Source organism: Paenibacillus sp. FSL M7-0802, assembly GCF_038004945.1.
Classification (GTDB): Bacteria; Bacillota; Bacilli; order Paenibacillales; family Paenibacillaceae; genus Paenibacillus; species Paenibacillus polymyxa_B.
This window is the reverse complement of record NZ_JBBOSD010000001.1, coordinates 2,030,637-2,056,006: the sequence shown is the minus strand read 5'-3', so window position 1 is coordinate 2,056,006 and position 25,370 is coordinate 2,030,637. Positions and strand designations below refer to the sequence as shown.

Sequence of the window (25,370 nt, the reverse complement as noted above, 5' to 3'; positions counted from 1 at the left end):
ATACCACGAATCTACGTGGCGTTGAAGGTTTTTTAGGCTATTCAAACAGGGACAGTGTTTCTTCCAGCCACGTAATATAGCTTTCTTCCCGATTAATGGCACGGCTCAGCACCAGATAATGCCCAAATTGATTAGAACCGGGGGCTTGAAGGTTCTCGTCCAGCCGTTGGAGGGATTTTTTACTTTCGTACAGATACTCCAGCTTCTCTTTACGTTTGATTATCTGGTCCTCGAACAATCGCTTGTTCTCTTCCTTGGGGATGGCTGCTGAGAAATACAGCATGAGCATAAACTCATCCTTTTCCGTTTCCGGTAACTCTTTGGCGCTCAACAGCCATTCGGTCAGCTCTTGGGTTCCTTTGGGGGTGATGCAGTACAGCTTCTTTTCCAGCTTGGCTCCTGTAATGGAGGTGCGATATTCAATAAGCTCCTCTTCGGTCAGCCTTTTTAACTCAGGATAAATCTGACTGTGTTTGGCGCTCCAAAATTGTCCGATTTCCTTCTTGAATTGACTCGTAATATCGTAGCCGCTCATTTCCTCTTTATGAACCAGGCCCAAAATGGCGTATTTTAATGTGCGCTTCAACGTAGTTCTCCTTGTCAAACATTATTTGACACTAGTATACCATAGTGCTACAATTTATATGTACTTAAAAACATGTTTAACATTACATGTTTTGAATTGAATATTTTTATTTTTGGTCTCCTATTCAATTCATGAAAACTTATAATTTAGGAAAGAAGGATGCAAGATGGACAAGTTTATCGGCAGCCACATGATCTACACTTATGAGAATGGTTGGGAGTACGAAATATATATTAAAAATGAAGATACGATCGATTATCGCATTCATAGTGGTATGGTAGGCGGTCGCTGGGTACGTGATCAGAAGGTCAATCTGGTGAAGCTGGTGGAAAATGTGTATAAAGTATCGTGGACCGAACCGACAGGCACTGACGTGTCTCTGAACTTTATGCCTGAGGAAAAACGTATGCACGGCATTATTTTCTTCCCTAAATGGGTTCATGAGCATCCGGAAATCACTGTGCGCTATCAAAACGATTTTATTCCGCTGATGGAGGAATCGCGCGAAAAGTATGAAACGTATCCGAAGTATGTGGTTCCTGAATTTGCAGATATTACATTCATCGAAAATGCGGGTGTGAACAACGAACAATTAATTTCCCAAGCACCTTATGCAGGAATGACAGACGATATTCGTGCAGGTAAACTGCAAGTGTAATCAACTCTGTGCTGAAAGTGTAAAAGCCTGGCCTGTGATAAACAGTCTCAGGCTTTTTTACGTGAACTGGAAAGTGGATTGCTAATGGAGTTGTGGACGATATTTAGAATGAATAGTAGACCAGACCATGCTCGATAAGATATGAACGACTAATCCGAGGGGGGAGTATGGTCGCTGATGGGGAGAGAATGTGCAGGTTCGCATGGGTAGTCAGATCGGATAAGGCAGATAGAGCTAGCTCTGTTTTATCAGGCCCCCAGTGATCAGCGTGGTGCTGAATATATTGCTCAGCCTCGGTTAAGGACAGACCCTTGAGCGAGGTAAACACGGAAGCCCAGCGGACGAGGTCAAAGGCACCTTTAATTTCAGGCAGCTCATATTCCGCCAAACCTTGAGCGCCGTTACACGACATAGTAAGCAAGCCACAGCAATGGTGTTGATAAGGTTTTGAGTCAGAAAATTGACGATAGTCGTATTGAATCATTTCCATGGAACCAATACTTAATTGGGTCGCTTGGGATGTTGTGGGCTGGGCAAGCGTCATGCTCATGCTAGAACGGCCTCCTTCTCGGATTCACTGTAAATAGGGATGGAAGAATCATACGTCACAGCGGATGTAATGTAAATCACGAATACAAGCGTAAAATGAGGATATGTAGCGGAAAACGAGCTTTAATGCCAATGGAAACGGATACTTGCATCCATTTCTTTTATTATCTTGGGGAACGTCTTTATATCACAAAAAAAACAACCCCAGATCTCCCCAGGGTCGTCTCTACAAAAATATAGTTCAGCATTTTACAAAATGCTTGTTTTGCTGGTCACACGGGTGTGACGTCCTGAATCGCTTCTTCTTCTTTCCAAATCACGTTCTCGCGATAGTTTGATCCCCAATCGTACATTGCTCTCAGTACCGGAATCAGGCTTTCGCCATGCTCCGTCAGTGAATATTCCACATGTGGAGGGACGACGGGATAGACTTTACGAAGAATGAGTTTATCTTCCTCCAGCTCGCGCAATTGGTTGGTCAGCATTTTTTGCGTAATATGGGGGATCAGCTTCTTCAATTCACCAAACCGCTTGGTGCCTTCCATACCGAGATGCCACAAAATAATCAGCTTCCATTTTCCACCGATGACCGCGAGAGTCAATTCCTTATCACAATTAATCAGCTTCAAATCAATCCGGTCTTTTACAGTAGTGATATTCATCGACCTCCTGTCCGTAGTTATTCCAAGTATACTATTTATAGCTACTATACGCAAAAGGATATACATCCATTTTGGAAACTATACATATGCTTGGACACTTATAGACCGGACAGGGGTACCTAATGATGTGTGCAAGCTGGAAGAGTCCAGAAATCTGTGGCGTTAAGAAGGAATCACGATAGTATTAAAGGACTCCGGCTCCAGCTCCAAGCGGTGTGTTGTTTCACCGAGAGACAGATTCAGCACACGCGATTCCTTGAACGGATTGGCGATGACCACCACCCTTTGCCCGTCTGTATTTTGAAAAGCAACTGCATTTCCAGTCCATGAGCCACGAAGTCCGATGCGTCGGGCACCTGGTAATACAAAATGAGAAAAATGCTTCATGACATAATACTCTGGATTCAGGACAGGTTTTCGATCCGCGGGATCAACGGTAATCATCGAATTTTGCTCCCAGCCCCATGTGCTCTTGCCTTTCGGTTCCAAAACCATATTCCAGTAAATATAAGCATTCACACCATTGCTGAAGTAGTGCTGGTACAGATTATATACATATTTGGCGTAGTCCCATGAGTTTTCTCCGTTGCCGCATTCATTTTCTGTTTGCATGTAACGAAGCTCAGGATAACTGGCAACGGTGCGCTGAATGGCATTTTTGCCTGCCCACTGGTAGCCTACGCCTTTAATATATTTGTAGGCCTCGGGGTCACTCAATACGGTATGGGCATACTCATCGAATCCGGTCGAAGTCTTTTTTATTAATTCCTCCCACGGATCGGGTGCGTTAATGGTACCCAGCCAAATTTCCGTATCCAGTCCGTGTTCCTCAAAAGCAGGACCCAAATAGTCGCGAATAAATTCACGCAGTTGCTCTCCGGTCCATACACAGGAAGGGAACTTCTGATCGGCAATGACTTCATTTTGAACATGAATCTGGTGGATCGTAATACCTGCCTCGCGGTAAGCCTGAACAAATCTGACAAAGTACAATGCATACGCTTTCAAAATATCCTTTTCCCAGCGCAGAGTGCCGTAATTGTAGGCTTTCGGTGATTTCATCCATGTCGGCGGGCTCCAGGGTGAAGCGAACAACTTCAGGTTAGGATTGAGTTGTAACGCTTCCCGAATAAAAGGAATGAGATATTGGTGATCACGCTCAATGGAAAAGTGCTTCATCTCCACGTCGCCGTCTGTTTCATTGTGGCTGTACCACTCCAGCGCGTAGTCACTCGCTCCAATAGGAAGTCGGCATATTGCAAATTTGTGCTCGCCCTCTGGATGAAAGAGAGAATGAAGCACCCGATCTCGTTCGTCCTTTTCCAAATGATTCAGGGCTACATAACCCAATTCATTAAAACAGCCACCAAAACCTTCGACAAGCTGATGTGTTTCTCCCGTAAGGGTTAGGTTGGCACTATCTTGGGTATCGGTAAGATGATGAGCTTGGGATTGCCAAGCTTTAGCTTTAGAAGTGGAAAACCACTGAATGGTTTGATTACTCATGTATTACCCTCCTGTTCAGGCTTTTTGTATCTCTTCTTATTATAGGGTAGGATCACAGGAGATGAGATGGTCTGAGCCAAGACAAATTTGCCCTAATCCAAGGTCGAATTTGCTGATGAGAAGTTCTGCTGATAAGAGGTATCAAGAACACATAAAGTACACATAAAGTACACATGTCTTTGATATGCTGGTGTCCTAGAATGACGAAAGAGGGAAGTCGATTGAAGAAAAGGGTTCTTCTCGTGGAGGATGAAATACGTATTCGTGAAGTTATTGCTGATTATTTTAAACAAAATAATTGGGAAGTCTATGAAGCAGGTAATGGAAAAGATGCACTAATCTGGTTTGATTCGGTGCAGCCGGACCTGATTATACTCGATATTATGATGCCGGAGCTGGATGGTTGGGAGGTGTGCCGCCAGGTACGCAGCCGTTCAGGTGTGCCGATCATTTTGTTGACAGCCAAATCCGGTGATGATGATAAAATATTAGGCTTTGAACTGGGAGCCGATGATTATGTTACCAAACCTTTCAGCCCCAAGGTGTTGATCGCCCGCGCAAACGCGCTGATGAAGCGAGTGGAAGGACATGTGCAGCCGGAGTTGCATATTTTGCGATTCGGCACTGCCATTCTCAATACGATGGCTCATCGACTTGAGGTGGATCAGGCGGAAGTCGAGCTGACGCCCAAGGAGTATGAGTTGCTGCGGCTGCTTATACATAATAAAGGCATAGTCATTTCACGGGATGTGATACTGAACCGGGTGTGGGGCATCGACTTTGAAGGAGACACACGGGTTGTCGATACTCATATCAAAAAGCTGAGAAGTAAGCTAGGCCGTGAATCACGCCATATCCGCACGGTTTTTGGTACAGGCTACAGGTTTGAGGAGGAAGAATGAACAAACGGGGAGTTACCTTTAAGTTGTTCATTATGACGGTTGTGTTTTTCCTGTGTTTTTACGGTATGGTGATTTTAAGTCAATTTCTGTTTTTTGAAAATTTTTATCAGCAACAGAAGATTGGTCGTGTGGAAAGCCGTTTGAAAAGCTTCGGTCAAAGTTATGTCCAGGAGGCTTGGGGATCGGGCAGGGTTTCGCGAGAGGCAGCTCGCTTTATGCTTCAAAATAAGAACCAGTTGGCGATTGTTACGCTGGACGGCAAAGTAAAGCTGGATGATGCGTTTCATATCAGTCTCAGAACAGCAGATGGTAAAGTTGTTAAGATATCGCTGTCTCTGTTTATGAGCGAGTACGGAGATGAGTTGAGAGCTGCCCGGATTCAGCCCGGTGATACGGTAACGGTTGAAGGTGAGGTATTGGGGACTGACGGCATCACTTCCCCCAACTTAATTTATCCATTAGGCATTCAGAAGCCTGGTTTCAAAAATATAGGAACGACATCGCAAGCGGCTGGCACAGATGACAGTGTAAGGTTATCCGGTACGGTGACAGAGATTGCACTACCAGATCTGAAAACATGGAGTCAGCGACAAGGATTACTGTTTGGTGCGCTGGAGGAATGGTTCCCTTTATCACAGGCGCATCTGGAGAAACTTAAGAATTTCGAAGTGTTGGAGGAAGATTGGACGGAACCTTGGACAGGGGTACGTAATGCAGTCATAGTCCATCCTGTTCGTCAGGACACAGGCGAGATCGACCTCCTGTTCACAGTGACATCGTTGCAGGAAATTAGTGAGACGAATGAAGCTCTGCGCTGGTTTTATCTGTACCTAGGGATCGGGGGATTTGCACTCATTCTGATTTTGTCCCTGTTCTATTCCCGGATGGTGACCCGTCCGCTCATTGCTTTGAATAATACCGCCAAGCGAATGGCTAAGCTCGATTTTACTGCCCATACACCAATCCGGCAGAATGATGAACTAGGCAGCCTGTCCTACAGCATGTATACCCTGTCCCAGAACCTGGACACGGCTTTGCGCGAGCTTCAGGAGGTCAATCAACAATTGGTCGAGGACATGGAACAGAAACAGAGGATGGAGGCTGTGCAACAAGACTTTTTTGCCAACGCTTCTCATGAACTGAAAACCCCGCTGAGTATCATTAAAGGCTTCGCAGAAGGATTACAAGATGGGGTTAGCGCCGGGAAGCAGGATCATTATATGAAAGTCATTGTAGAGGAAGCGGACAAAATGGAGCGATTGGTCAAAGATATGCTGGACCTCGCTAAATTGGAATCTGGAACCCTCAAGCTCCGCAAGACGACCTTTATCTTGAGTGAGCTGGTGGAGGAAGTCGTGGACAAGCTATTCCATCTGTTGAAGGAGAAAAAGCTGGAAGTGGTCATTATCCCCGCCAATGAGATGCCGATTCATGCCGATGTAGGATGGATGGAACAGGTGATTATCAACTTTGTTGTCAACGCCATACGGCATGCTGAGGAAGAAAGCTCGATCACGATTCGTATCGAAGGTGCCGGGGAAATCAGTTTTTTTTCCATTGAAAATAAAGGTGAGACCATTCCTGACGATCAACTGGAGCAGATATGGGATCGCTTTTACCGGGCCGAGCTGTCCCGAAGCCGTCAGACAGGTGGGACAGGACTGGGGTTGTCGATCGTCAAACGAATTTTAGATTTGCACGAATTCCGCTATAAGGTGGAGAATACCAAGGACGGCGTCCGTTTTGTTGTTATATTCGGAGGCTAAGCTACGGCAAAGGAGTTAAGGAGTATGAAATGGAATTGGTTGCCCTCACTATTCACGATTGCAAACCTGGGGGCAGGGGTCTTATCCCTGTATTTTACGATTCATGAGCAATACATGACCGCTTTTATTCTCGTGGTGGTGGCTGCTTTATGGGATGTATTAGACGGTTTGCTGGCAAGGCTGTTGCATTGCTCCAGTGATTTTGGCAAACAGCTCGACTCGCTGGCGGATGTTGTCTCATTTGGGGTTGCCCCTGCTTTCTTGATCTTGTTATACAAACTGGGAGATACCCATTGGATAGGACCGCTTGTGGCTGTTTTGTTTGTCATATGCGGTGCGGTAAGATTGGCAAGATTCAACCTAATGGCTTTTAGCAAAGGCTTTGTAGGTATGCCGATTACGGCGGCGGGTGTGATTTTGTCCTTTATGTTTTTATGGAGTGAGCATTTGAAGCCGGGGTTGTTGCTTGCATTAATGGTAGTGCTGTCGTTCCTGATGGTTAGCCGTATTCCCTTTCCGTCCTTCAAAAAATAATCGGTCAGGAGGTGGCTCTCCTATGGAATGGGTCATCAGCATGATTACACAATACGGATATATCGCTATTTTTGCTCTTCTTGCTCTTGGGATTATCGGTCTACCGGTTCCGGATGAAATTATTATGGTTTTTGTCGGCTATTTATCCTCTATCATGGTACTGAATTATTCGGTGTCTATATTAGTCAGCTTCATCGGTGCAATGACAGGGATGATGATCAGCTACACGCTAGGCAAAAAGCTGGGTCAGCCCTTGGTGGATAAGCACGGCAAGTGGGTTGGATTGACACCGAAGCGATTTGCAAGAGTTAAGGGGTGGTTTGCGCGTTTTGGGTTATGGACCATTTTGTTTGGTTATTTTATCCCAGGAGTCAGACATGCGACAAGCTATTTGTCGGGCATTAGTGCGATGCCTGTCCGAAAATATATGCTGGTGGCAAGCGCAGGTTCTCTGATATGGACGCTTATCTTTATCTCCATTGGTTATATTGCAGGGGCGAATATAAACTTTCATTAAGGTGACCTCAAAAGTAATGTAGCATTTTTCACGTATACCACCGATAATATAAATAAAGATACTGTACAACCAGTGAGGGGATCTGTATTGAATGCATTAATGAAGTATATTGAGAAGTTACCTAGTTTTCTGCAAATGATCTTGAATATCTCGCTGTTTCTGGTCGGGCTGATTTTAAGCTTCTTACTTCTAAAAGAAACATGGTCCATTTTTTCTTATGTTTTTTTGTACACAGAGGCCGACAAAAATTACTATGAATTCACGGAAGAGTTGCTTGTGTTTTTCTTGTATTTTGAATTCATAGCATTAATAGTTAAGTACTTTAAAACCAATTTTCATTTTCCATTACGTTATTTTATCTATATTGGGATCACGGCTGTCATCAGGCTCATTATTGTAGATCATGATGATGCTAAAAATACATTCTGGTGGTCTATTGCTATCTTAGTCATGGTAGGTTCTCTATTGATCGCTAACAGTAAATTGATAAAAAGAGAAAATTGATGCTCAGGAAGATTGCAAAGTTGACAGTCAAGTGGAAAGAGGGAATAAAGACGAATGGTAAGAAACTGGATGAATCATGCGGGCGTCAGGCGGGTAGCCGTCCTTGCGATAATCGTTTTGCTGTTGTTTATGTTAAGAAGCATGATGAATATTATGTTGTTAACACTGCTGCTTACGATCTTGATTGGTAGTATATATAACGGAGTGAATAAGCTGGTCAAGCGGTTCGTCAATGTGCCGTCAATGATCGTGCTACTACTGGTGTATGGGTTGCTAATTCTGATTATGGTGTGGGGCGTTTACCGAATGGTGCCGCTAATCGTTGTACAGGTCAAGCAGGTGTATCTCATGATTCAGCAAGCGTATATGTATCCTGATCGTAATCAATGGAACGAAACGATTATCGAATTTATGGACACGCTGAATGTTCAGCGGCTATTTGAGCCTGGCCTGAGTGCAGTGATGAAGGTCAGTCAATTGGGAACACAGCTTCTGGTGTCGATTATTTTGAGCTTGTTCTTCCTGATGGAAAAATCATATATTACACGTTTTACAGCTACGTTTGTAGATAGCAAGCTGGGTTGGTTTTTCAAGGAAGTGGGTCATTTTGGCCGTATGTTTCTGGATACGTTCGGGAAGGTATTGGAGGCTCAACTACTGATTTCACTTATTAACTGTATATTGACCACGATTGCACTCTGGATTATGGGCTTCCCTAATCTGCTTGGTCTTGCGCTCATCATTTTCGTACTTGGATTGGTTCCAGTGGCAGGTGTGTTTATCTCACTGGCACCGCTCGGCCTGATCGCTTTCAGTGTCGGCGGCATTCAATATGTGATTTATCTAGTTATTCTGATTGTGGTGATTCATGCGATTGAGGCCTATTTCTTAAATCCGAAGCTGATGTCATCCAAAACGAATTTACCGATCTTCTTTACCTTTGTCGTACTTATTTTCTCTGAGCATCTGATTGGAATTTGGGGCTTGATTGTAGGTATTCCGTTGTTTGTTTTCTTCCTTGATCTGATTGGGATAAAACGCAAGCAAGAGAAGGATACTTGATTCAGCACTACAGATTCCACCCTTGTATAGTGACTATTGATTCATCACGAATGCCTGCGAAGCCGCAGGCATTTTTTTATTGCCCTTTTGTTCATAGGAAAAAAATCGCTGACGCTCATCATCATGCAGAAGGTGTCCAACGGCATTATCAATGCATTCTCACTTACTTTTTAATTCTCTTGTTAGCTATAGTACACTGAATATGCAAGATTAGATCAAGTTAAAAGAAATGAGATGATCGGATGGAACAGAAAATTAAGGTATTGGCTATATCGGGTAGCCTTCGTCAAAAGTCCTCCAATACAGCGCTTATGAAGGCTACTATTGGGCTGGCTCCTGAAAATATGATATTCACAGTCTATGATGGATTGGGGGATCTCCCGCATTTTAACCCTGACTTGGATGTAGATGAGGGGTCAGCTTCCGTAAAAGAGCTACGGGAGCAATTGAAACAAGTGGATGGAGTACTGATCTGTACACCGGAATATGGGAATGGTGTGCCGGGTGCTTTGAAAAATGCCTTGGATTGGCTCGTATCTTCAGGTGAATTTGTAAATAAACCTACAGCGGTCATTAGCGCGTCACCGTCTCCTATGGGCGGCCATCTTGCGCATGCCTCGCTGCTGCTCACATTGCAAATGATCAATGCACAGATTGTGGAGAATGGAAAGGTCATTATTCCGCATATCACCTTGAAGCTAAATCAGGAAGGTGAAATTACAAACGCTGAAACTAGGCAGGAGCTAGAAGCATTACTTCAAGGGCTTGAGCAAGCATGCTCAAGCACAGGAACTCTTTAGATTTTTGAAGTTTAATAAAGGAAAAGCAGCGGCAGTCTAAGATTTCATTTTCACCTTCGAAGCTGCCGCTTCCTCTTTTAATTGATTTTAAAGTTTGAATTTTAGACAGTGTCCAATAAGCTCTCGTATACCTTTAATCGGGCATATACCGTTTCGAGTATGGGGTAAACAGTATTACTGGTTGCAGCCAATGCAAGCAGTGAACCATGTAGATGACTGGCTTCAACCGGAAGCTTTTTAAGCATATCGCGTTGCATGGATGACATCATCTCTGGTCGTAAGGATTCCATCGTTTTCAGTGTATGAGCTTCCATCTCTGAATCAATCGGCATCCCCGCGTTGCGAGCAAGTGTGACAATCTCATGCAGCAGCTTTTCGTAAATAGCACGTGACTCTGCCGTGGCAAGTATAGTTCCGACCGAGGCATCCATCAGTGTTGTAATTGCACTCAAGCTGGCAACGAATATATATTTCTGCCAAACTTCACGCTGGATATCGTGGCTTCGTGCCACTGTGAAGCCTGCATGATCAAGATGATTCAGCAGCAATTGTGTACGCTCTGAGTGCACTCCGTTCCATTCACCGAAGACGATACGGTGGAACGGACTTGTCTGAACAACAGAACCATCATGATCCAGCGTAGTTTCAATATAACAAAGTCCGCCCAGCACTTTTTCAGAACCGAATTGCTTGCGCAAAAAGTCAAAATGTTCGTAACCATTAAGTAACGGAAGAATCATGGTATGATCACCGATATAAGGCTCAAGATCGAACTGCAATTGGGGAAGATGATACGCTTTGACCGAAATGATAATACAGTCGAACGGATCGGCGGCTTCACCATTTGTAATAGCACGGATTGGCGTCTGGAAATCTCCATGAACACTTCTAACAATCAGACCGACTTCTGCCAACTGAGATTTTTTTGAAGGGCGTACGAAGAAGGTCACGTCTTCTCCTTTTTGAACAAGAAGTCCCCCGAAATAGCCTCCAATCGCCCCTGCACCTACAATCAGAAATCGCATTATAGGGTCCCTGCCTTTACTTTTGCATTTCCGTATAATCCTTCTACTACGTTCTCATCTGCCTTAAAAACATGCTCCTCGCCTGGAAAAGAATGATTCTTCACGTCTTCGACATATTGCCCGATGCTGTTGCGAATCAAAGCACCTATATCCGAATAGGTTTTTACGAACTTTTTCTCCCGGTAAGGAGCTGAGTATTGTAACATGTCATGATACACCAAAACCTGGCCATCACAGTATCTCCCTGCACCGATGCCTATGACCGGAATAGATATTTCTCGGGTGATGCTCTTCGCCACTTCCTCTGTCACCAGCTCCAACACGATGGCAAAAGCTCCCGCTTGCTCCAGGGCCCGGGCATCATTTAGAAGGCGCTCAGCGGCCTGTGAGTTTTTACCTTGAATGAAGTATCCGCCGATTTGATGCACAGACTGTGGTGTAAGTCCGATATGCCCCAGTAGTGGGACGCCGGATTGAACAATTCGCTTCACGGTGTCGCAAATTTCCATGCCCCCTTCTAATTTCACGGCATGGGCATGTCCCTCTTGCATGAGCCTGCGCACATTAGTAAGGGCTTCTTCACTACTCCCGTGGTACGTCATAAATGGCATATCCGCAACAATAAAAGTATGTTCCGCACCGCGCACGACAGACCGTGTATGATAGACCATATCATCCATAGTGACGGGCAGTGTGGAGTTATAATTAGATAACACATTACCTACGGAATCACCGACAAGGATGATATCGATCCCGGCTTCCTCAGCCAAACGAGCAGATGGATAGTCATACGCCGTAATCATACTTATAGGTGAACCTTCTCGTTTCATTTTCTTCAATTGCAAAATATTAAGTGCTTTCGAGGTTGCCATGGTTGCATTCAAATCCTTTCCTACCTTTATTTTAGATCACAAAAAAAACCTTTCAGCACATGGCTGAAAAGGTCCGAAAGGCAAAAAAAGAGTCAATTTGCGACCGTTCTTTTGTCTCGGTCCTTGCGGATCAGAGCAAAATCCAACGAGTTCACCTCCATAGGCTCACACATCTACATATTGAATTACAGTAACTAGAGTACCGTTCGAATGTATCGATACAGCCTCTCACGGAAGTATACCAAAATATAGGGCTGTTGCATAACATTCTCTACTATATGAACAAAACAAGCCCCTCCAACTTCCTATTCGGAAGTGAAGGGCTGTCAGCTTGCAGATACAGTATGTGAAATATCGCTAAATCTTTAGGACGTGTATGAGGTCACGGACGGTCGATAAATTCATATAGAAAGGATTGACCCTCCCGATAGAATTCTAATTGTAACATGGGACTATTGTATGTGGAGAGCGTGATATAATAGGGCACAAATCGTTTTATAGATGATGACTCAAGCAGAGGAGTGAAGGCTGGTGTATGAACAAATTGTAGCGTATGGTCTGAGCCAAAAAGAGGCTGTTAAGGATTATCCATTCGGTGCTGAAACGCTAGTACTGAAAGTTGGAGGCAAGATGTTTGCTCTATTATCTGAAAAGGACGGCATTAGCCATCTATCCTTGAAATGTGATCCGATCATTGCGGTAAATCTGCGTGAACAAAACAAGGCAATTAAGCCAGGCTATCATTTAAATAAAAAGCATTGGAATACGATTGAGGTTGATGCTACCTTCCCACTGGAGGATTTGTACAGCATGATCGACCATTCGTATGAGCTAGTCTTCAAGAGCTTAACCAAAGCGCAACGCGAAGCGATTACGATGAGAATACGGGCAACGGATTTGTAAAGGGCTGGTGAAGCCCTTAGGTTGTATCCAAAAATACTTACTAACATTATTATAGTTTTACTTGACAGAAAACACGAATAGATATATTCTTAATTTAAAGATAATTCATTTGAAAATAATATCAAGGAGTGGAACTTAACATGAGCGAACTGGTGAATATTATTCAAGAGAGAAGATCAGCTTCTAAATTTATTCCTGATGTTACTATAGATGCAAAAGAACTAGAAGAAATATTTCAGTTGGTGAAGTTTGCTCCATCGGCTTTTAATTTACAGCATACGCGCTATATCGTAGTGCAGGATGCTGATACCAAACAAAGACTGCATGATGAGGCAAGTAAGCAGTATAAAATATTAACGGCTTCGGCGACCATTGTAGTGCTGGGGGATACAGAAGCTTATACCAAGGTAGCTGACCTCAACGAAGGATTCCTGAATTTAGGTGTCCTAAGCAAGCAGGAATATGATAGTACGGTGGAATCGGTAACTCAGTTTTATCGCGAGCGGGGACCTGTCTTCCAGAGAGAAGAAGCGATCCGTAATGCCAGTCTGTCGGCTATGCAATTGATGTTGATTGCCAAGGACAAAGGCTGGGATACTTGCCCGATGATCGGTTTTGATCCGGCGAAGGTGCAGGAAGTACTGAATATTCCAGAGCAATTTGTACCCGTGATGATGATTACCTTGGGTAAAGAGGACGAATCGGGTCAGCGGGCACGGGGATACCGCAAGCCGGTTGGACAATTTGTCAGCTACAATGGATTTTGAAATTTGTAAATCATTTGTGTAAATAAATCATCATGTTAATGAAGGAGTGATAAAGATGTCATTGAAAACCGCTGGAATTCACCATATCACGTCCTTTGCAGGAGACCCGCAGGGCAACGTTGATTTTTACGCAGGCGTACTTGGTTTGCGATTGATTAAAAAGACGATCAACTTTGATGCTCCAGAAGTATACCATTTGTACTTTGGTAATGAAGAGGGCAGCCCGGGAACGATCATTACCTTTTTTCCAGCTCCGGGTACACGCAAGGGTAAGATTGGAGGTGGACAGGTCGGGATTACGACGTATGTCGTGCCGTCCGGTGCTTTGGAATACTGGGAAAACCGTCTGCACAGCTTGAAGGTGTCTTTCACGAAGGCCTCTCGTTTTGGCGAGTCATTCATCCAGTTCCGAGACAACGAGGGCTTGCATCTGGAGCTGGTGGAGCGGGAAGATGGCCCGGTGAACACGTGGACAGCTGGCGGCGTGCCTACGGATAAAGCTATCAAGGGCTTTGGCGGGGCGGTACTGTACAGTGCGGATTCCAAGCATACGCAAGAGGTGTTGGAGAACGTCCTGGGGATGACTCCCATCGGAGAAGACGCAAATGCAGGCTACATCCGCTATCAGGCGACAGGTGATTTGGGCAACCTGATCGACATTCCGGTCAAAGATGTCCCGTGGGGGAATGGCGGCGCCGGTACGGTTCACCATATTGCCTGGCGCGCGCAGGACGATACGGAGCATCAGGCGTGGAACGAATGGGTTCATCAGCATGGTTTTGGGACCAGTGGTATTGTAGATCGCCAATACTTTAATGCCGTATACTTCCGCGAGCGGGGCGGTATTTTATTCGAGATCGCAACCGATCCACCCGGATTTACCGTGGATGAGGAATTGAATGAGTTAGGGCACAAGCTGATGCTGCCTGAATGGTATGAGCCTCAGCGCACCCAGATTGAGTCTAACCTGGTTCCCATTGAACCTAGAGTATTAAAACAGGATTAATCTGCTCGATCCAAACAATCATATTTAGAAGCAAAAAGGTCCAATGCGGGAAGATTTCTACCGTGATTGGACCTTTTTTTGCATGTGGAATTGTCATACTAACGTATAAATAAGCGTGGAAGAGTTGGCTAGATCATGAGCAGTTCACGAATCTCCAGCTCGGTCAGTGCCGAAAGGGTTTCTTGCCCCGGTTGAATGACCTGGTCGATCATGTTTTTCTTTTTTTGTTGCAGCTCATACATTTTATCCTCTACCGTGCCTTGGGCGACGAGACGAATAACCTGTACGACTTTTTTCTGACCCATTCGGTGTGCGCGGTTGGTAGCCTGCTCCTCTACAGCGGGATTCCACCATAGGTCATACAGAATGACTGTATCTGCGCCGGTGAGGTTCAGGCCAGTGCCTCCTGCCTTTAGGGAAATCAGGAACAGCTCGCGTTCTCCTTCGTTGAAGCGACTGCACAGCTCGACTCGTTCCGGAGCGGGAGTCTGCCCATCCAGGTAAAAGTAGGACACCCCTTCTCGAGCAAGCTCGCGTCCGATCATTTGAAGCATCGTAGTGAACTGTGAAAAAATGAGCATCCGTTTCCCGGAGCTGAGACATTCCGTAATGATCTCCAACAGCTGTTCAAATTTGGCGGAGCTTCCCGTATACCCTTCGATGAACAAGCCCGGATGACAGCAGAGCTGACGAAGTCGGGTCAGACCTGCGAGAATTTTGATTCGATTTTTCTGAAATCCTTCCTCGTTGAGATGCTTCAACGTTTCATGCTGGAGCTTGGCCAGATAGGCTGTATACAACTTTTTTTGATCTGGCAGAAGCCGGGATACCTGCACGGATTCGATTTTCTCCGGCAGCTCCTTGAGGACATCGCTCTTAAGACGGCGCAACAGAAACGGACGAACCCGCTTGGCAATCACATTTCGAGGCAGGTTGTGAAACACTCTTTTCCCACCGGGAAATAGCGCAGGAAATACAACGTCGAATATGGACCATAACTCTTCCAATGTATTTTCTATAGGCGTTCCTGTCAGGGCAAAACGGTAACGGGCTTTTACATCCTTAACAGCTTGTGCCGTCTGGGTGGCATGGTTCTTGAAAGCCTGCGCCTCGTCCAGTATGAGCGTATGAAACGATGGCTTGCTGTACACATCTGCATCGCGCCGTAGCAACGGGTAGGACGTAATGACGACGTCATAACTGGCGGCATCCCGTATGATCCGGCCGCGTTCTTCTGGGCTGCCATCTGCGATAGTGACGCGGACGTGTGGAGCAAATTTCTCCAGCTCATTCCGCCAGTTGTACACCAGTGATGCAGGGGACACGATCATGGCTGGAAGCTGCTGGCTGCGAATCTCCGGCAATACTGAGACGAGAAAGGCGATACTTTGCAGCGTTTTACCCAGCCCCATATCATCTGCCAAAATGCCCCCAAAACGGTAATGCGCCAATGTCTTAAGCCATTGAAAGCCGTAAACCTGATAATCTCTCAAGATTGGAGCAAGCACGTCTGGAACTGGAAAGTCGAGATGGTCTGGGTTACGTATATTTTCCAGCAGCTGGCGAAAGGTTTTACCCAAAGTCAGGTTTTTCCCATGATCGTGAGGATCAATTAAATACAGTCCTTGTGTGACGGGAACACGAATTTGCGCTGCATCCAGATCACTTTTACGGATACCTGTTTCATTCATGAACCGAATCAATTCCTTGTACTCCTCTGTTTCCAGCGGCAGCAAGGCACCATTAGGCAGACGGTGATATCTCTGTTTTTCCTCTAACGATTTGAGCAGTTTGCGAATTTCTGGTTCCGGAATGCCCTCCATATCAAATTTAAATTCAAGCCAATCCGTACGTTCATCCCATTCCGCCCGTATCCTTGGGGTAGGCAGAGTATTGTTTATTTTCGCTTTGACTGCACCTGTAGCATAGACGTCCAGCAGCTTTTCCAGTTGAGGAACAGTATGGTACAAAAAATCATACTCTGCATCTTCATCTTCCATAAAATATCCGCTGTCTGTTCTGGCAAAGGAGCTATGCTCCATCAGTTCCAAAATACGCTGCTCCTGTTCCCCATCACGTATCAGAATTCGGTCGTTACCAGGCGTTCGTGCATCTGTTTCCAGCGGGTTGATGATGATATCCCCATATTGGAACTCCAGCCCTGCCAGTAGCTTGTCTCTTACCCGGTCCAGATATAGCTTTGCCTTCAATGGCTGCTGTGTGACCCGATCTGAGACGGACCGAGTCATATGAACACGTCCGAGCTTCATTAACCCGGGTACAACCTTGTCCATAAAAGATTCCATCTGCTCTGGCGCAATCAGAACTTTTCGCCTGTGGTGTACCTCTACCATCCGTTTTAGCTCGGACAAACGCCGTAAGGGATCGGCCTTCTGTTTGACAAGCTTGCCATCGGCAATGACGACACCATAGTCCTCCATGATGGTCAAGTCATCCAATCCTTGTATGCTTAGCTGGTAGCCTTCGGTTATGGCCCCGGCCTCATCAAATTCAAATTGCAGTGGAAGCATCAGGTCGGACTGGGGAATACCCTCACTCATGTTTCCGTGAATTTCAAAGTAGACGCCCTGTGCTGTTGTCAGCAAGGGGAGCAGCTTTTCCCAAGCCGCAGGCGGAATGAGGAGCATTCGCTCGCCGCTCATATGGCTACTGGAAGATGAATACGTGCCTGAGGTTTCCCGAATCATACGCTCATGGTGGCACACCTGGGATAATTGCTGGAGAATAGCGTCATGTTCAGGTCGGAAGCGGTACAACTCAGGCTCGTACGAGAAGCTTTTCGTGAACATGTAGCTACCCCCACGGTCAATACTATCCAGAAACGGACGAATTTTCTGGACGATATATAATCGTTTGGGGCCAGCCTTCATTTCTACACCAAACATATATTTTTGGTAACCGTAGGCAAAAGGCCGGATGACGAATTGAAAATCCAAGACCGCACGAGTATCCAGCAGGGTAGGCGTGCTGCGAAGCGGTCGCTTGCGGTCAAATAGTTTTAACATACTGTCGGTCAGCTGGAGATCCCCTTGTGTGATGTCAGAGGATCGTGCCGTTTTAGCAGTGTAATCATACGGAGCATCTGTAGATGTGTACATCCCGTCTGAATCCATGCTTCCTGCTGTATCTGGGGTAGTACCGGGATGAAGTCTGGAGGCGTAGGAGCGTACAGACAGACTTTTTCCACGGCGTATATCATGGGCGTTAAGGAGAACAGCAGCGATATGTTTGCAATATCGTCCGGTGTTCTGAAATGTGCTACAGGTGCACTCTGCTCGGATACTTCCATTGGATCGGATCATCGCCGCAACAGCATAAAAGCTGCTTCCTTTGACCGTAGCTTCGTATACCCCTTCATCATGATCTATTTGTGTAAAGGCCACTCTTTTGGCCCGGTAATAGGCATCCCCGTCGTCATAAGCAGCTTGACTGCATAGTTGTCTGATGGCTCGCCGGGTAAGTTCAAAACTCATGATTCGTAATCCTTTCCTGAGTTATTCCGTTTTCTTACATGATAACAGAACAGACAGGAGGATGGACACTTGGGCGCGAAACGTAACTTTACAAAAAAAGGAGAGCAGAAAAAAACAGGCCTTGGTCCGTCATTGAACCAAAGCCTGCCAGGTGGCTACAGCTATATTATATGTCGGGCAGTCCTTCTTCTTGCTCATGGACACCCAGCGCGTTACGTGCCATCTCCATATATTCATCTAGCCCGGATTTGAGGGCGAATTCGGCGATAAGCACAGGGTAAGCCGCGGTCAGTTCAACGATATGTTCGATCATACGCGGCCATACACGTCCGCCTGCTGCCTCGTAAAGCTTCAATAAACGAGTAAGCTCTACTTCTCCGAACAAAGTATAGTAACTCGTAAAATCAATCGCCGGATCAGCTACTTCGGCCTCGGTCCAGTCCAGCATTCCAGTAACCTCTGTATTCGAAGAGACTAAAATATGGCCTGGGTGCAAATCGCCGTGTACAAGTGCGGAATATTCCGGCCAGTAGCTATCGTCTGCCAGCCAGGTTTGCCATCGTTGCCATAGCTCGCCAGATACACCAAAGACGCTCCTTATTTCCTTCATCCGCTGGGCCATCAATTGCCGAACTTCGTCGTGCTGCTTTACGCGGACATCGAAATCTGCTGCCTGTTGGTGATCCATCCGGTGCAACGCGGCTAAGGCTTTAGCGAGCGAAGCAACGAATCTTTCCGTCAGAGCCTCAGGATTGATGAACCATACGTAGCTTTTTGTTTCCATATCAATGGTAGCGGCAGGAGTGCCCTCCAGTTGAGGGTAGGCGATGAACTCTGGACGATACACTTGCCAATCCGGTACCGCTACAGGAAGAGTATTCCGAATCAACTGAAGCACTTTGTGCTCGTAAGCGGCTGATTGGACCACATCTGTTCGTCGCGGTGTACGTAGAACCCAAGGGGTACCCTGAATGTCTTTGGCGAATAGTGCCCGAAAATCTAGCCCGGACTCGTTGATCTCTAATCCTTCATGTAGTATGTGAAGCCCGTTGCTTTTGGCAAGGGCCAATATATCACTAACGTCTTTTGAGTTAGTCAAGGAACGCTTTTCAGTCATATGAAACACACCTCATTGTTCAGATTTAGTTTAAAAAAAGGTAACTTAAACAAGCCTCAACCTTCCATATAAAAAAACGGGTTGAGCTTCATTGAAAAGCCTATCCTTTTATCTGAGACGCATGTAGTGAGTACACATGAAAGAGCAAACCTCCTTTACAAAATAGGGCATCTAACCCAGCACCAATATAACATCCTACATTGGAGGATGTCTACAATACGAAGAATAATATAAATGGCTACCCCAGTTCGCTTATCTGTGGGTTAGAGAAGTTTTTACAAGCTGCACATAGCAGGATACAATGGAAGTGTTAAAGAAAGGAGGCGGATACTTTTGCAAAATGAAGAGAAAAAGAACGATTCCAAATCCGGCTCATCCAAATGGTACCTTGGTAGTGCAGCAGCATTGCTTCTTCTGAAAGGTAAGTCGTTACTTGCCCTTTTAAAATTCAGTAAATTTGGCGGTGCGCTGATATCTATGGCGATAACGATTGGCACATATGCGATCATTTACCCGTGGGGATTTGCGGTCGGATTCGTGTTGCTGTTGTTTGTGCATGAGCTGGGGCATGTATTGGCCGCCAAGCGCAAGGGGCTTCCCGTATCAGCACCGTTATTTATTCCTTTTCTCGGTGCGCTGATCACAATGAAACGGCAACCTTTGGATGCGCAGACAGAGGCTTATGTAGCCATGGGCGGCCCGTTACTGGGGACGGTTGGGGCTATGGCGGTATACGCAGGAGCCTATGCAACAGACAGTCCCCTGTTGTATGCGCTCTCGTATGTCGGATTTTTCCTGAACCTGATCAACCTGCTGCCGATTCATCCGCTCGACGGAGGACGGATTTCCACGGCAGTGACGCGTTGGCTGTGGCTGGTGGGCCTATTGGGTGGAATTGTAGTCGTAGTATATTTAAAATCCTTTTTATTTTTCTTGATATGGGCGTTCTTTGCCTACGATTTGTACAAAAAATATGTTAAACGCAATAAAGAGGAGGTTAAGGTCCAATCCTTTTTGCAAAAGCCGCTGGTGAACGTACAGCATCTGTATGAGCAAGGATATCCGCTGCCCGGACCGGAGCACACGCGCAGATTATCTTTTAATACCTACTCGGATTTGGAGGGGCAGCAATATGTGACGGTGTATATGGAAAGTCTGGATGTGGAACAGACGCTTCTGCTGCCACAGCAGTGTCTTGTCCAGCATGTATGGCTGAACGGTGTGGAACATATACCGACGCCGGATGCGTACCAGCTCAGATTGCTGTGTGGGATTGATTACATTCCGTTTGAAAATGATAAATATTACGAAGTACCCGCATCATCGCGCTGGAAATTCGGCATCGGTTACTTGGCTTTGGCCGTATTCCTGATGGGGATGATGTATGTGGTGCACCAGCATATAGGGGATATTAGGCTGTGATTCGAGTAATGAGAGCTTAGTCAAGATTTTAGATCATTAAGGCAACGGTAGAGCTTATAGAAAATAGAGTCAAAAGAGCGCGACAACCGCAATATTCGGTGTCACGCTCTTTTTTTTGTATGAATAGCAGGGTGGAGCCCTTGCTATCCGTCCTTATATCTTAAATCCTTTGTGCATCAGTAATCGGCTTTAACGTCTGACGGTATTTAAGTGGGCTGGTACCTGTCCAGCGCTTGAACTGTCTGCTGAAATGAGCCAGACTGGAGTATCCGAGCAGGGAAGCTACCTTGTTGAGTGGCAGATTGGGCTGCTGGATCAGCACCTTAGCCTCATGCAGCTTGGTCTCCGATAGATAGTGACGTGGAGAATAGCCGTATACCTTGCGGAACACTTCCTGGGCATAGCCAGGACTGATCCCGAGGGAAGCCGCCACATCTTCAAGGCGGAACGCTTGCTCGCCAGATTCATCTTCCCGATAAGGCTTAAACCTTGATTGAATGGCTTCCATGATGGCCTTGGCATATTGAACGGATGAAGGCGCAATTCTGGGCTCCAAACCGGTAGATATCATTTGCGAGAATATCCCTAATAGCTCAAATAAGGCAATTTGCATACGAAAACGGTCTGCTGTCGTATATTCTCCGCTTTCTTGCACCATGCCAATCCAGCTATGGACGACCTTTTGCAGCTTGGTATTCGTTTCAGTACCCGCTGGGAAAAAGAGCTGATTGCTCTTAATCATTTCCTGACGGAACAATGGATCATCGACATTAAAATGAGAGCTAAAATAGTACATGCCGTTTGGGGAAACACACTGACTCGCATGTTTGAAACCCGGCGGAATGATTAAAATATCACCCTCCCCAACCGAATATACGTTATTTTCCATAATCGTTTCCTGACGACCTTCTAAAATGAGTGCAATTTCAAAACCGATATGAGATTCCTCAGGCATGCACCAATCCGCTTTGACTCGGTGAATATGGGCGCCAAAAAATTTCACATTCCAGTCAATAATGGGCAGCCATCGGCAATCGTGGAATAGAGCTGGATCAACATCAGGATTTAATATCATCAGATCACCTTCGATTAGGGCAAATTTTACACCGCTTAGACAATCTCATTGTATCTAACATTTAACTATAATAAAAGAGCGTTTACAAATGCTATAGTATAAGCTTTTACATAAAAGAAAGCGCTTATATGTAGATTTTTTGAAAGCGATGCCATATTGTAATCAGGAGGAGCTATGGAAACAACATCGAAAGAACGTGTATCGTATTACGTTTACTTTTGGGGAGCAACGCAATTCTCTGTCTGGTCGCCTCTTTTGCGATGCTATTTTATACGGATTATGTTGGCATATCTGTTTCTATTATCGGTACTTTATTCGTACTAGCCCGTATATGGGATGCACTTAGTGCTCCGATCTTCGGCGTGATCATTGACCGGGCCAATCTGAAGGGCGGCTTGTTCAAACCGTGGACGAATCTGGCTTCCATCATTTTGCCGATCCTTACTGTACTTATTTTTCTCGTTCCTAATGGTGCGTCGCTTACCGCCAAGGTGATTTATATCGCCGTCACGTATCTGGCATGGGAAATGTGTTATACGATCAGTGATGCGCCTGGCTTTGGGTTGGCTACACTGATGACGAAAAATACGCATGAACGTGATCTGTTAATGTCCAGAGGCCGGACGATGGTCTTCTTGGGTTTTATGGTCATCTCCTCATCTTCGGTAGCTGTGGCCAATCAGATATCATGGCCAATTTTGGCACTGATTGTTGCCATAGCGGGTTTGATACTCATGAACTTTACTCGCTTTAATGTCAAAGAACGGTATTCCAACAAGGCGGAGAAGGTTACGCTCAAGCAAATTATGACGTATCCATTGCAAAACAAGCAGCTTTTATTTTACCTGATGTCGTTTATGATGCTGTCTATGACCAATCTGCAAGGGATTGTCGTCAGTTACTTTGCCTTATACAACTTGAAAAATCCTATTTATATTTCCATTCTCATGTTCATTTCCTTGGGTGTGCAGCTGCTCACCGCGTTGATTTTACCACCAATTATTAAAAGATTCGGCAAGTGGAAAGTGAATGTCGTCAGCTTGATTGGATTGTTTACTACGGGCTTATCTTTATTTGTAATCGGTTACAGTAATCCCGTTGTCGTATGTGTATTCGCGGTTCTTTTCGGTTTATTCAGCTCTGCACCACAGCTCATGGTACCGATGTTTACGGCCGATTGTGTGGAATATGGCGCATTCAAAAAAGGCGTACGTGCCAGTGGTACCGCTTTTGCTACCCAAACGTTTGCAGGAAAACTGGGGGGAGCGGCAGCCAGTGGAATCGTCGCTTATGCGCTTGCCTTTGCAGGCTATGTCCCGAATGTACCGCAGACCGGACAGGTTCTCACATGGATATTCGCGCTCTATGCAGTAGTACCTGGAGTGGGGTCCTTAATTACGGCAGGTCTGTTTGCATGGCTGTACAAGATTAAAGAAAAAGACGTAGAAGGCTGGCTGGCAAGTGCGAAAAAAAATCTACAACAGGCAGATTCTGCGAAGCAGGGTGTAGCCGACAAGACGATATCCGTTCCATCCCTGAAAAAACCGCAAAACAGCCACGGTGTTTGAAAATAACCTTATATAGCTCCACATATCCTAACGAACCTAATTGGAGGACGACTTGATGAAAAAACTACTGTACGGTGTTGCCTATTATGATGAGTATATGCCATATGACCGTTTGGACCAGGATATCCAAATGATGAAGGATGCGGGCATCAACGTGGTGCGGATTGCCGAATCCACTTGGAGTACGCATGAACCGCAAAACGGCGTGTTTGATTTTACCTCTGTGGATCGGGTGCTGGACGCCATGCATAAGGCGGGCATCGAAGTCATTGTGGGGACGCCCACCTATGCCGTACCCACATGGCTGGTGAAGGAGCATCCTGATGTATTGGCAACAACGCCTCAAGGTCCGGGCAAATATGGAGCTCGCCAGATTATGGACATAACGAACCCGGTGTACCTGTTCCATGCCGAGCGAATCATACGCAAGCTGATCGGACGGGTGAGTCAGCATCCGGCGGTCATTGGCTTTCAGACGGATAATGAGACCAAGCATTACAACACAAGCGGGCCCAATGTGCAATTGCAATTTGTGAAGTATTTGCGGGAGCGGTTCGAATCGCTGGAGGAGCTAAACCGCAAATTTGGTCTGGACTACTGGAGTAATCGCATCAATAGCTGGGAGGACTTTCCTTCGGTGGTCGGAACGATTAATGGAAGTTTGGGCGCAGCCTTTTCCCAATTCCAGCGCAAGCTGGTGACGGATTTCCTGGCATGGCAGGTCGCGCTGGTGAATGAATATAAGCGGGAAGACCAATTTGTTACGCAAAACTTTGATTTTGAATGGAGAGGTCATTCCTTTGGTGTTCAGCCAGACGTGGATCACTTTGCGGCATCGCAAGCCTTTGATGTGACTGGGGTGGATATTTACCATCCATCACAGGATGATCTGACCGGAATTGAAATTTCCTTCGGTGGCGATGTAGCGCGTTCGACGAAAAATAACAACTATCTGGTGCTGGAAACGGAAGCGCAGGCTTTTACCCACTGGGTTCCCTATCCGGGGCAATTGCGTCTGCAAGCGTTCAGCCATCTGGCTTCTGGAGCCAATATGGTGGCATACTGGCACTGGCATTCCATCCATAATTCCTTCGAAACCTACTGGAAGGGTCTGCTCAGCCATGATTTTGAACCGAATCCTGTGTATGAGGAAGCACAGACCATAGGGAAGGATTTTGCAAGATTGTCTCCGCATTTGGTCAACCTGAAAAAGAAAAATAAAACGGCGATTCTGGTCAGCAACGAAGCATTGACGTCGATTGACTGGTTTAAATTTAATATGAGCAGCCCGTTGAATTACAATGACATCGTACGCCGTTTGTATGACGAGTTGTATAAACTGAATATCGGGACGGATATTGTTCATCCAGGTACAGAATCGTTTGACGACTATGATCTCTTGATCGTCCCGGTCCTCTATTCTGCCCCAGACGCACTACTGGAGAAGCTGAACCGATATGTGGAGAAAGGTGGTCATGTAGTATACACATTCCGAAGCGGATTTACTGACGAGCATGTGCAGGTGAGAACGTCCCGGCAGCCGGGCGTGATTAGCGAAGCCTGCGGCATTCATTACAGCTTGTTCGTGGAGCCGAAGAAGGTGACGCTCAAAAATAATCCTTTTGAGGTGGCACCAGAGGACAATCAGGTAGATACGTGGATGGAGCTGATTACCCCGACGACCGCCGAAGTGTTGGCCTATTACGATCACCCGCATTGGGGAAAATATGCCGCGATTACGCAAAACCGCTATGGTCAGGGAACAGCGACCTACATCGGCTGTATCGTCAGCCCGGCGGTCATCCGCGAACTATTCAGCTCTGTAGCCAAAAAGGCGGGAGTATGGGGAGTGGATCAGGAAACGTCTTATCCGATCATTGTTAAATCCGGCACAAATGAGCTGGGACGGACAATCCGGTACTATTTTAACTATTCCGAACAAGCAGGCTCGGTGGTATATCCACATGGAGACGGCAAGGAGTTAATCGGGGGGCGTACAGTTATCCAAGGACAAACGCTTCCATTAGAGCCTTGGGGTGTTATAATTATCGAAGAAGCGTAAATGATGAATAATG

Annotated in this window: 23 protein-coding genes; 14 read left to right on the top strand and 9 right to left on the bottom strand. The window is 45.9% G+C overall.

Annotation, left to right across the window (positions count from 1 at the left end):
- Positions 1–37: 37 nt before the first annotated feature.
- Complete coding sequence (locus tag MHB54_RS09700; RefSeq protein WP_023986906.1) at positions 38–586, bottom strand: PadR family transcriptional regulator; 549 nt, start codon at positions 584–586, stop codon at positions 38–40.
- A gap of 166 nt (positions 587–752) precedes the next feature.
- Between MHB54_RS09700 and MHB54_RS09695 the strand changes: the two genes are divergently transcribed.
- Positions 753–1,244: a phenolic acid decarboxylase gene (locus MHB54_RS09695; protein WP_013308656.1), complete on the top strand. Its 492-nt coding sequence runs from the start codon at positions 753–755 to the stop codon at positions 1,242–1,244.
- Positions 1,245–1,347: 103 nt separating this feature from the next.
- On the opposite strand, the gene MHB54_RS09690 is transcribed toward MHB54_RS09695, so the two are convergent.
- The 3 genes from MHB54_RS09690 to MHB54_RS09680 all read right to left on the bottom strand — a co-directional run bounded on the left by MHB54_RS09690 (position 1,348) and on the right by MHB54_RS09680 (position 3,961).
- Positions 1,348–1,794, bottom strand: coding sequence for a hypothetical protein (locus tag MHB54_RS09690; protein WP_023986907.1), 447 nt, complete (start codon positions 1,792–1,794; stop codon positions 1,348–1,350).
- A gap of 271 nt (positions 1,795–2,065) precedes the next feature.
- Positions 2,066–2,455, bottom strand: coding sequence for a winged helix-turn-helix transcriptional regulator (locus tag MHB54_RS09685; RefSeq protein WP_023986908.1), 390 nt, complete (start codon positions 2,453–2,455; stop codon positions 2,066–2,068).
- A gap of 162 nt (positions 2,456–2,617) precedes the next feature.
- A complete protein-coding gene (locus MHB54_RS09680) occupies positions 2,618–3,961 on the bottom strand; it encodes a glycoside hydrolase family 30 protein (RefSeq protein ID WP_023986909.1) in 1,344 nt (447 codons plus the stop codon).
- Between the two features lie 221 nt (positions 3,962–4,182).
- On the opposite strand from MHB54_RS09680, the gene MHB54_RS09675 reads away from it, so the two are divergent.
- From MHB54_RS09675 to MHB54_RS09645, 7 genes are all read left to right on the top strand, one after another.
- The gene (locus tag MHB54_RS09675) at positions 4,183–4,863 is read left to right on the top strand and encodes a response regulator transcription factor (protein WP_028541060.1); all 681 of its coding nucleotides are present in this window, start codon (positions 4,183–4,185) and stop codon (positions 4,861–4,863) included.
- On the top strand, positions 4,860–6,629 hold the full coding sequence (locus MHB54_RS09670) for a sensor histidine kinase (RefSeq protein WP_264454200.1): 1,770 nt from the start codon (positions 4,860–4,862) through the stop codon (positions 6,627–6,629). The genes MHB54_RS09675 and MHB54_RS09670 overlap by 4 nt, the downstream gene beginning before the upstream one ends.
- A gap of 24 nt (positions 6,630–6,653) precedes the next feature.
- A complete protein-coding gene (gene pssA, locus MHB54_RS09665; protein WP_023986912.1) occupies positions 6,654–7,163 on the top strand; it encodes a CDP-diacylglycerol--serine O-phosphatidyltransferase in 510 nt (169 codons plus the stop codon).
- A 22-nt stretch (positions 7,164–7,185) separates the two neighbouring features.
- Positions 7,186–7,680 (top strand): DedA family protein, encoded by a 495-nt coding sequence (locus MHB54_RS09660; RefSeq protein ID WP_013308662.1) that lies wholly within the window; start codon positions 7,186–7,188, stop codon positions 7,678–7,680.
- An 87-nt stretch (positions 7,681–7,767) separates the two neighbouring features.
- The gene (psiE, locus tag MHB54_RS09655; RefSeq protein WP_025723919.1) at positions 7,768–8,184 is read left to right on the top strand and encodes a phosphate-starvation-inducible protein PsiE; all 417 of its coding nucleotides are present in this window, start codon (positions 7,768–7,770) and stop codon (positions 8,182–8,184) included.
- Positions 8,185–8,238: 54 nt separating this feature from the next.
- Positions 8,239–9,246 (top strand): AI-2E family transporter, encoded by a 1,008-nt coding sequence (locus tag MHB54_RS09650; protein ID WP_023986914.1) that lies wholly within the window; start codon positions 8,239–8,241, stop codon positions 9,244–9,246.
- Between the two features lie 242 nt (positions 9,247–9,488).
- Positions 9,489–10,046, top strand: a complete 558-nt coding sequence (locus MHB54_RS09645) for an NADPH-dependent FMN reductase (protein ID WP_264454199.1) — start codon at positions 9,489–9,491, stop codon at positions 10,044–10,046.
- A gap of 101 nt (positions 10,047–10,147) precedes the next feature.
- Here the strand turns inward: MHB54_RS09645 and MHB54_RS09640 are convergent, their stop codons facing one another.
- Positions 10,148–11,071: a ketopantoate reductase family protein gene (locus MHB54_RS09640; protein WP_028541057.1), complete on the bottom strand. Its 924-nt coding sequence runs from the start codon at positions 11,069–11,071 to the stop codon at positions 10,148–10,150.
- Positions 11,071–11,943, bottom strand: coding sequence for a 3-methyl-2-oxobutanoate hydroxymethyltransferase (gene panB / locus MHB54_RS09635; protein WP_028541056.1), 873 nt, complete (start codon positions 11,941–11,943; stop codon positions 11,071–11,073). Before panB ends, MHB54_RS09640 begins: the two co-directional genes overlap by 1 nt.
- A 531-nt stretch (positions 11,944–12,474) precedes the next feature.
- On the opposite strand from panB, the gene MHB54_RS09630 reads away from it, so the two are divergent.
- The 3 genes from MHB54_RS09630 to MHB54_RS09620 all read left to right on the top strand — a co-directional run bounded on the left by MHB54_RS09630 (position 12,475) and on the right by MHB54_RS09620 (position 14,619).
- Positions 12,475–12,846, top strand: coding sequence for an MmcQ/YjbR family DNA-binding protein (locus MHB54_RS09630; RefSeq protein ID WP_023986918.1), 372 nt, complete (start codon positions 12,475–12,477; stop codon positions 12,844–12,846).
- Positions 12,847–12,986: 140 nt separating this feature from the next.
- The gene (locus MHB54_RS09625; RefSeq protein WP_023986919.1) at positions 12,987–13,613 is read left to right on the top strand and encodes a nitroreductase family protein; all 627 of its coding nucleotides are present in this window, start codon (positions 12,987–12,989) and stop codon (positions 13,611–13,613) included.
- A gap of 55 nt (positions 13,614–13,668) precedes the next feature.
- Entirely contained in the window at positions 13,669–14,619 is a 951-nt protein-coding gene (locus MHB54_RS09620; protein ID WP_023986920.1) for a ring-cleaving dioxygenase, read from the top strand.
- A 128-nt stretch (positions 14,620–14,747) separates the two neighbouring features.
- On the opposite strand, the gene MHB54_RS09615 is transcribed toward MHB54_RS09620, so the two are convergent.
- Positions 14,748–18,113: a DEAD/DEAH box helicase gene (locus MHB54_RS09615; RefSeq protein WP_028541055.1), complete on the bottom strand. Its 3,366-nt coding sequence runs from the start codon at positions 18,111–18,113 to the stop codon at positions 14,748–14,750.
- 166 nt (positions 18,114–18,279) lie between these two features.
- Positions 18,280–19,230: a macrolide 2'-phosphotransferase gene (locus MHB54_RS09610; RefSeq protein ID WP_049828370.1), complete on the bottom strand. Its 951-nt coding sequence runs from the start codon at positions 19,228–19,230 to the stop codon at positions 18,280–18,282.
- 333 nt (positions 19,231–19,563) lie between these two features.
- On the opposite strand from MHB54_RS09610, the gene MHB54_RS09605 reads away from it, so the two are divergent.
- A complete protein-coding gene (locus MHB54_RS09605) occupies positions 19,564–20,652 on the top strand; it encodes a site-2 protease family protein (RefSeq protein ID WP_028541053.1) in 1,089 nt (362 codons plus the stop codon).
- Between the two features lie 160 nt (positions 20,653–20,812).
- On the opposite strand, the gene MHB54_RS09600 is transcribed toward MHB54_RS09605, so the two are convergent.
- Complete coding sequence (locus MHB54_RS09600; protein ID WP_264454197.1) at positions 20,813–21,727, bottom strand: AraC family transcriptional regulator; 915 nt, start codon at positions 21,725–21,727, stop codon at positions 20,813–20,815.
- Positions 21,728–21,987: 260 nt separating this feature from the next.
- Between MHB54_RS09600 and MHB54_RS09595 the strand changes: the two genes are divergently transcribed.
- A complete protein-coding gene (locus MHB54_RS09595; RefSeq protein ID WP_264454196.1) occupies positions 21,988–23,295 on the top strand; it encodes a glycoside-pentoside-hexuronide (GPH):cation symporter in 1,308 nt (435 codons plus the stop codon).
- 55 nt (positions 23,296–23,350) lie between these two features.
- Positions 23,351–25,357, top strand: coding sequence for a beta-galactosidase (locus MHB54_RS09590; protein WP_068941364.1), 2,007 nt, complete (start codon positions 23,351–23,353; stop codon positions 25,355–25,357).
- Positions 25,358–25,370 lie beyond the last annotated feature (13 nt).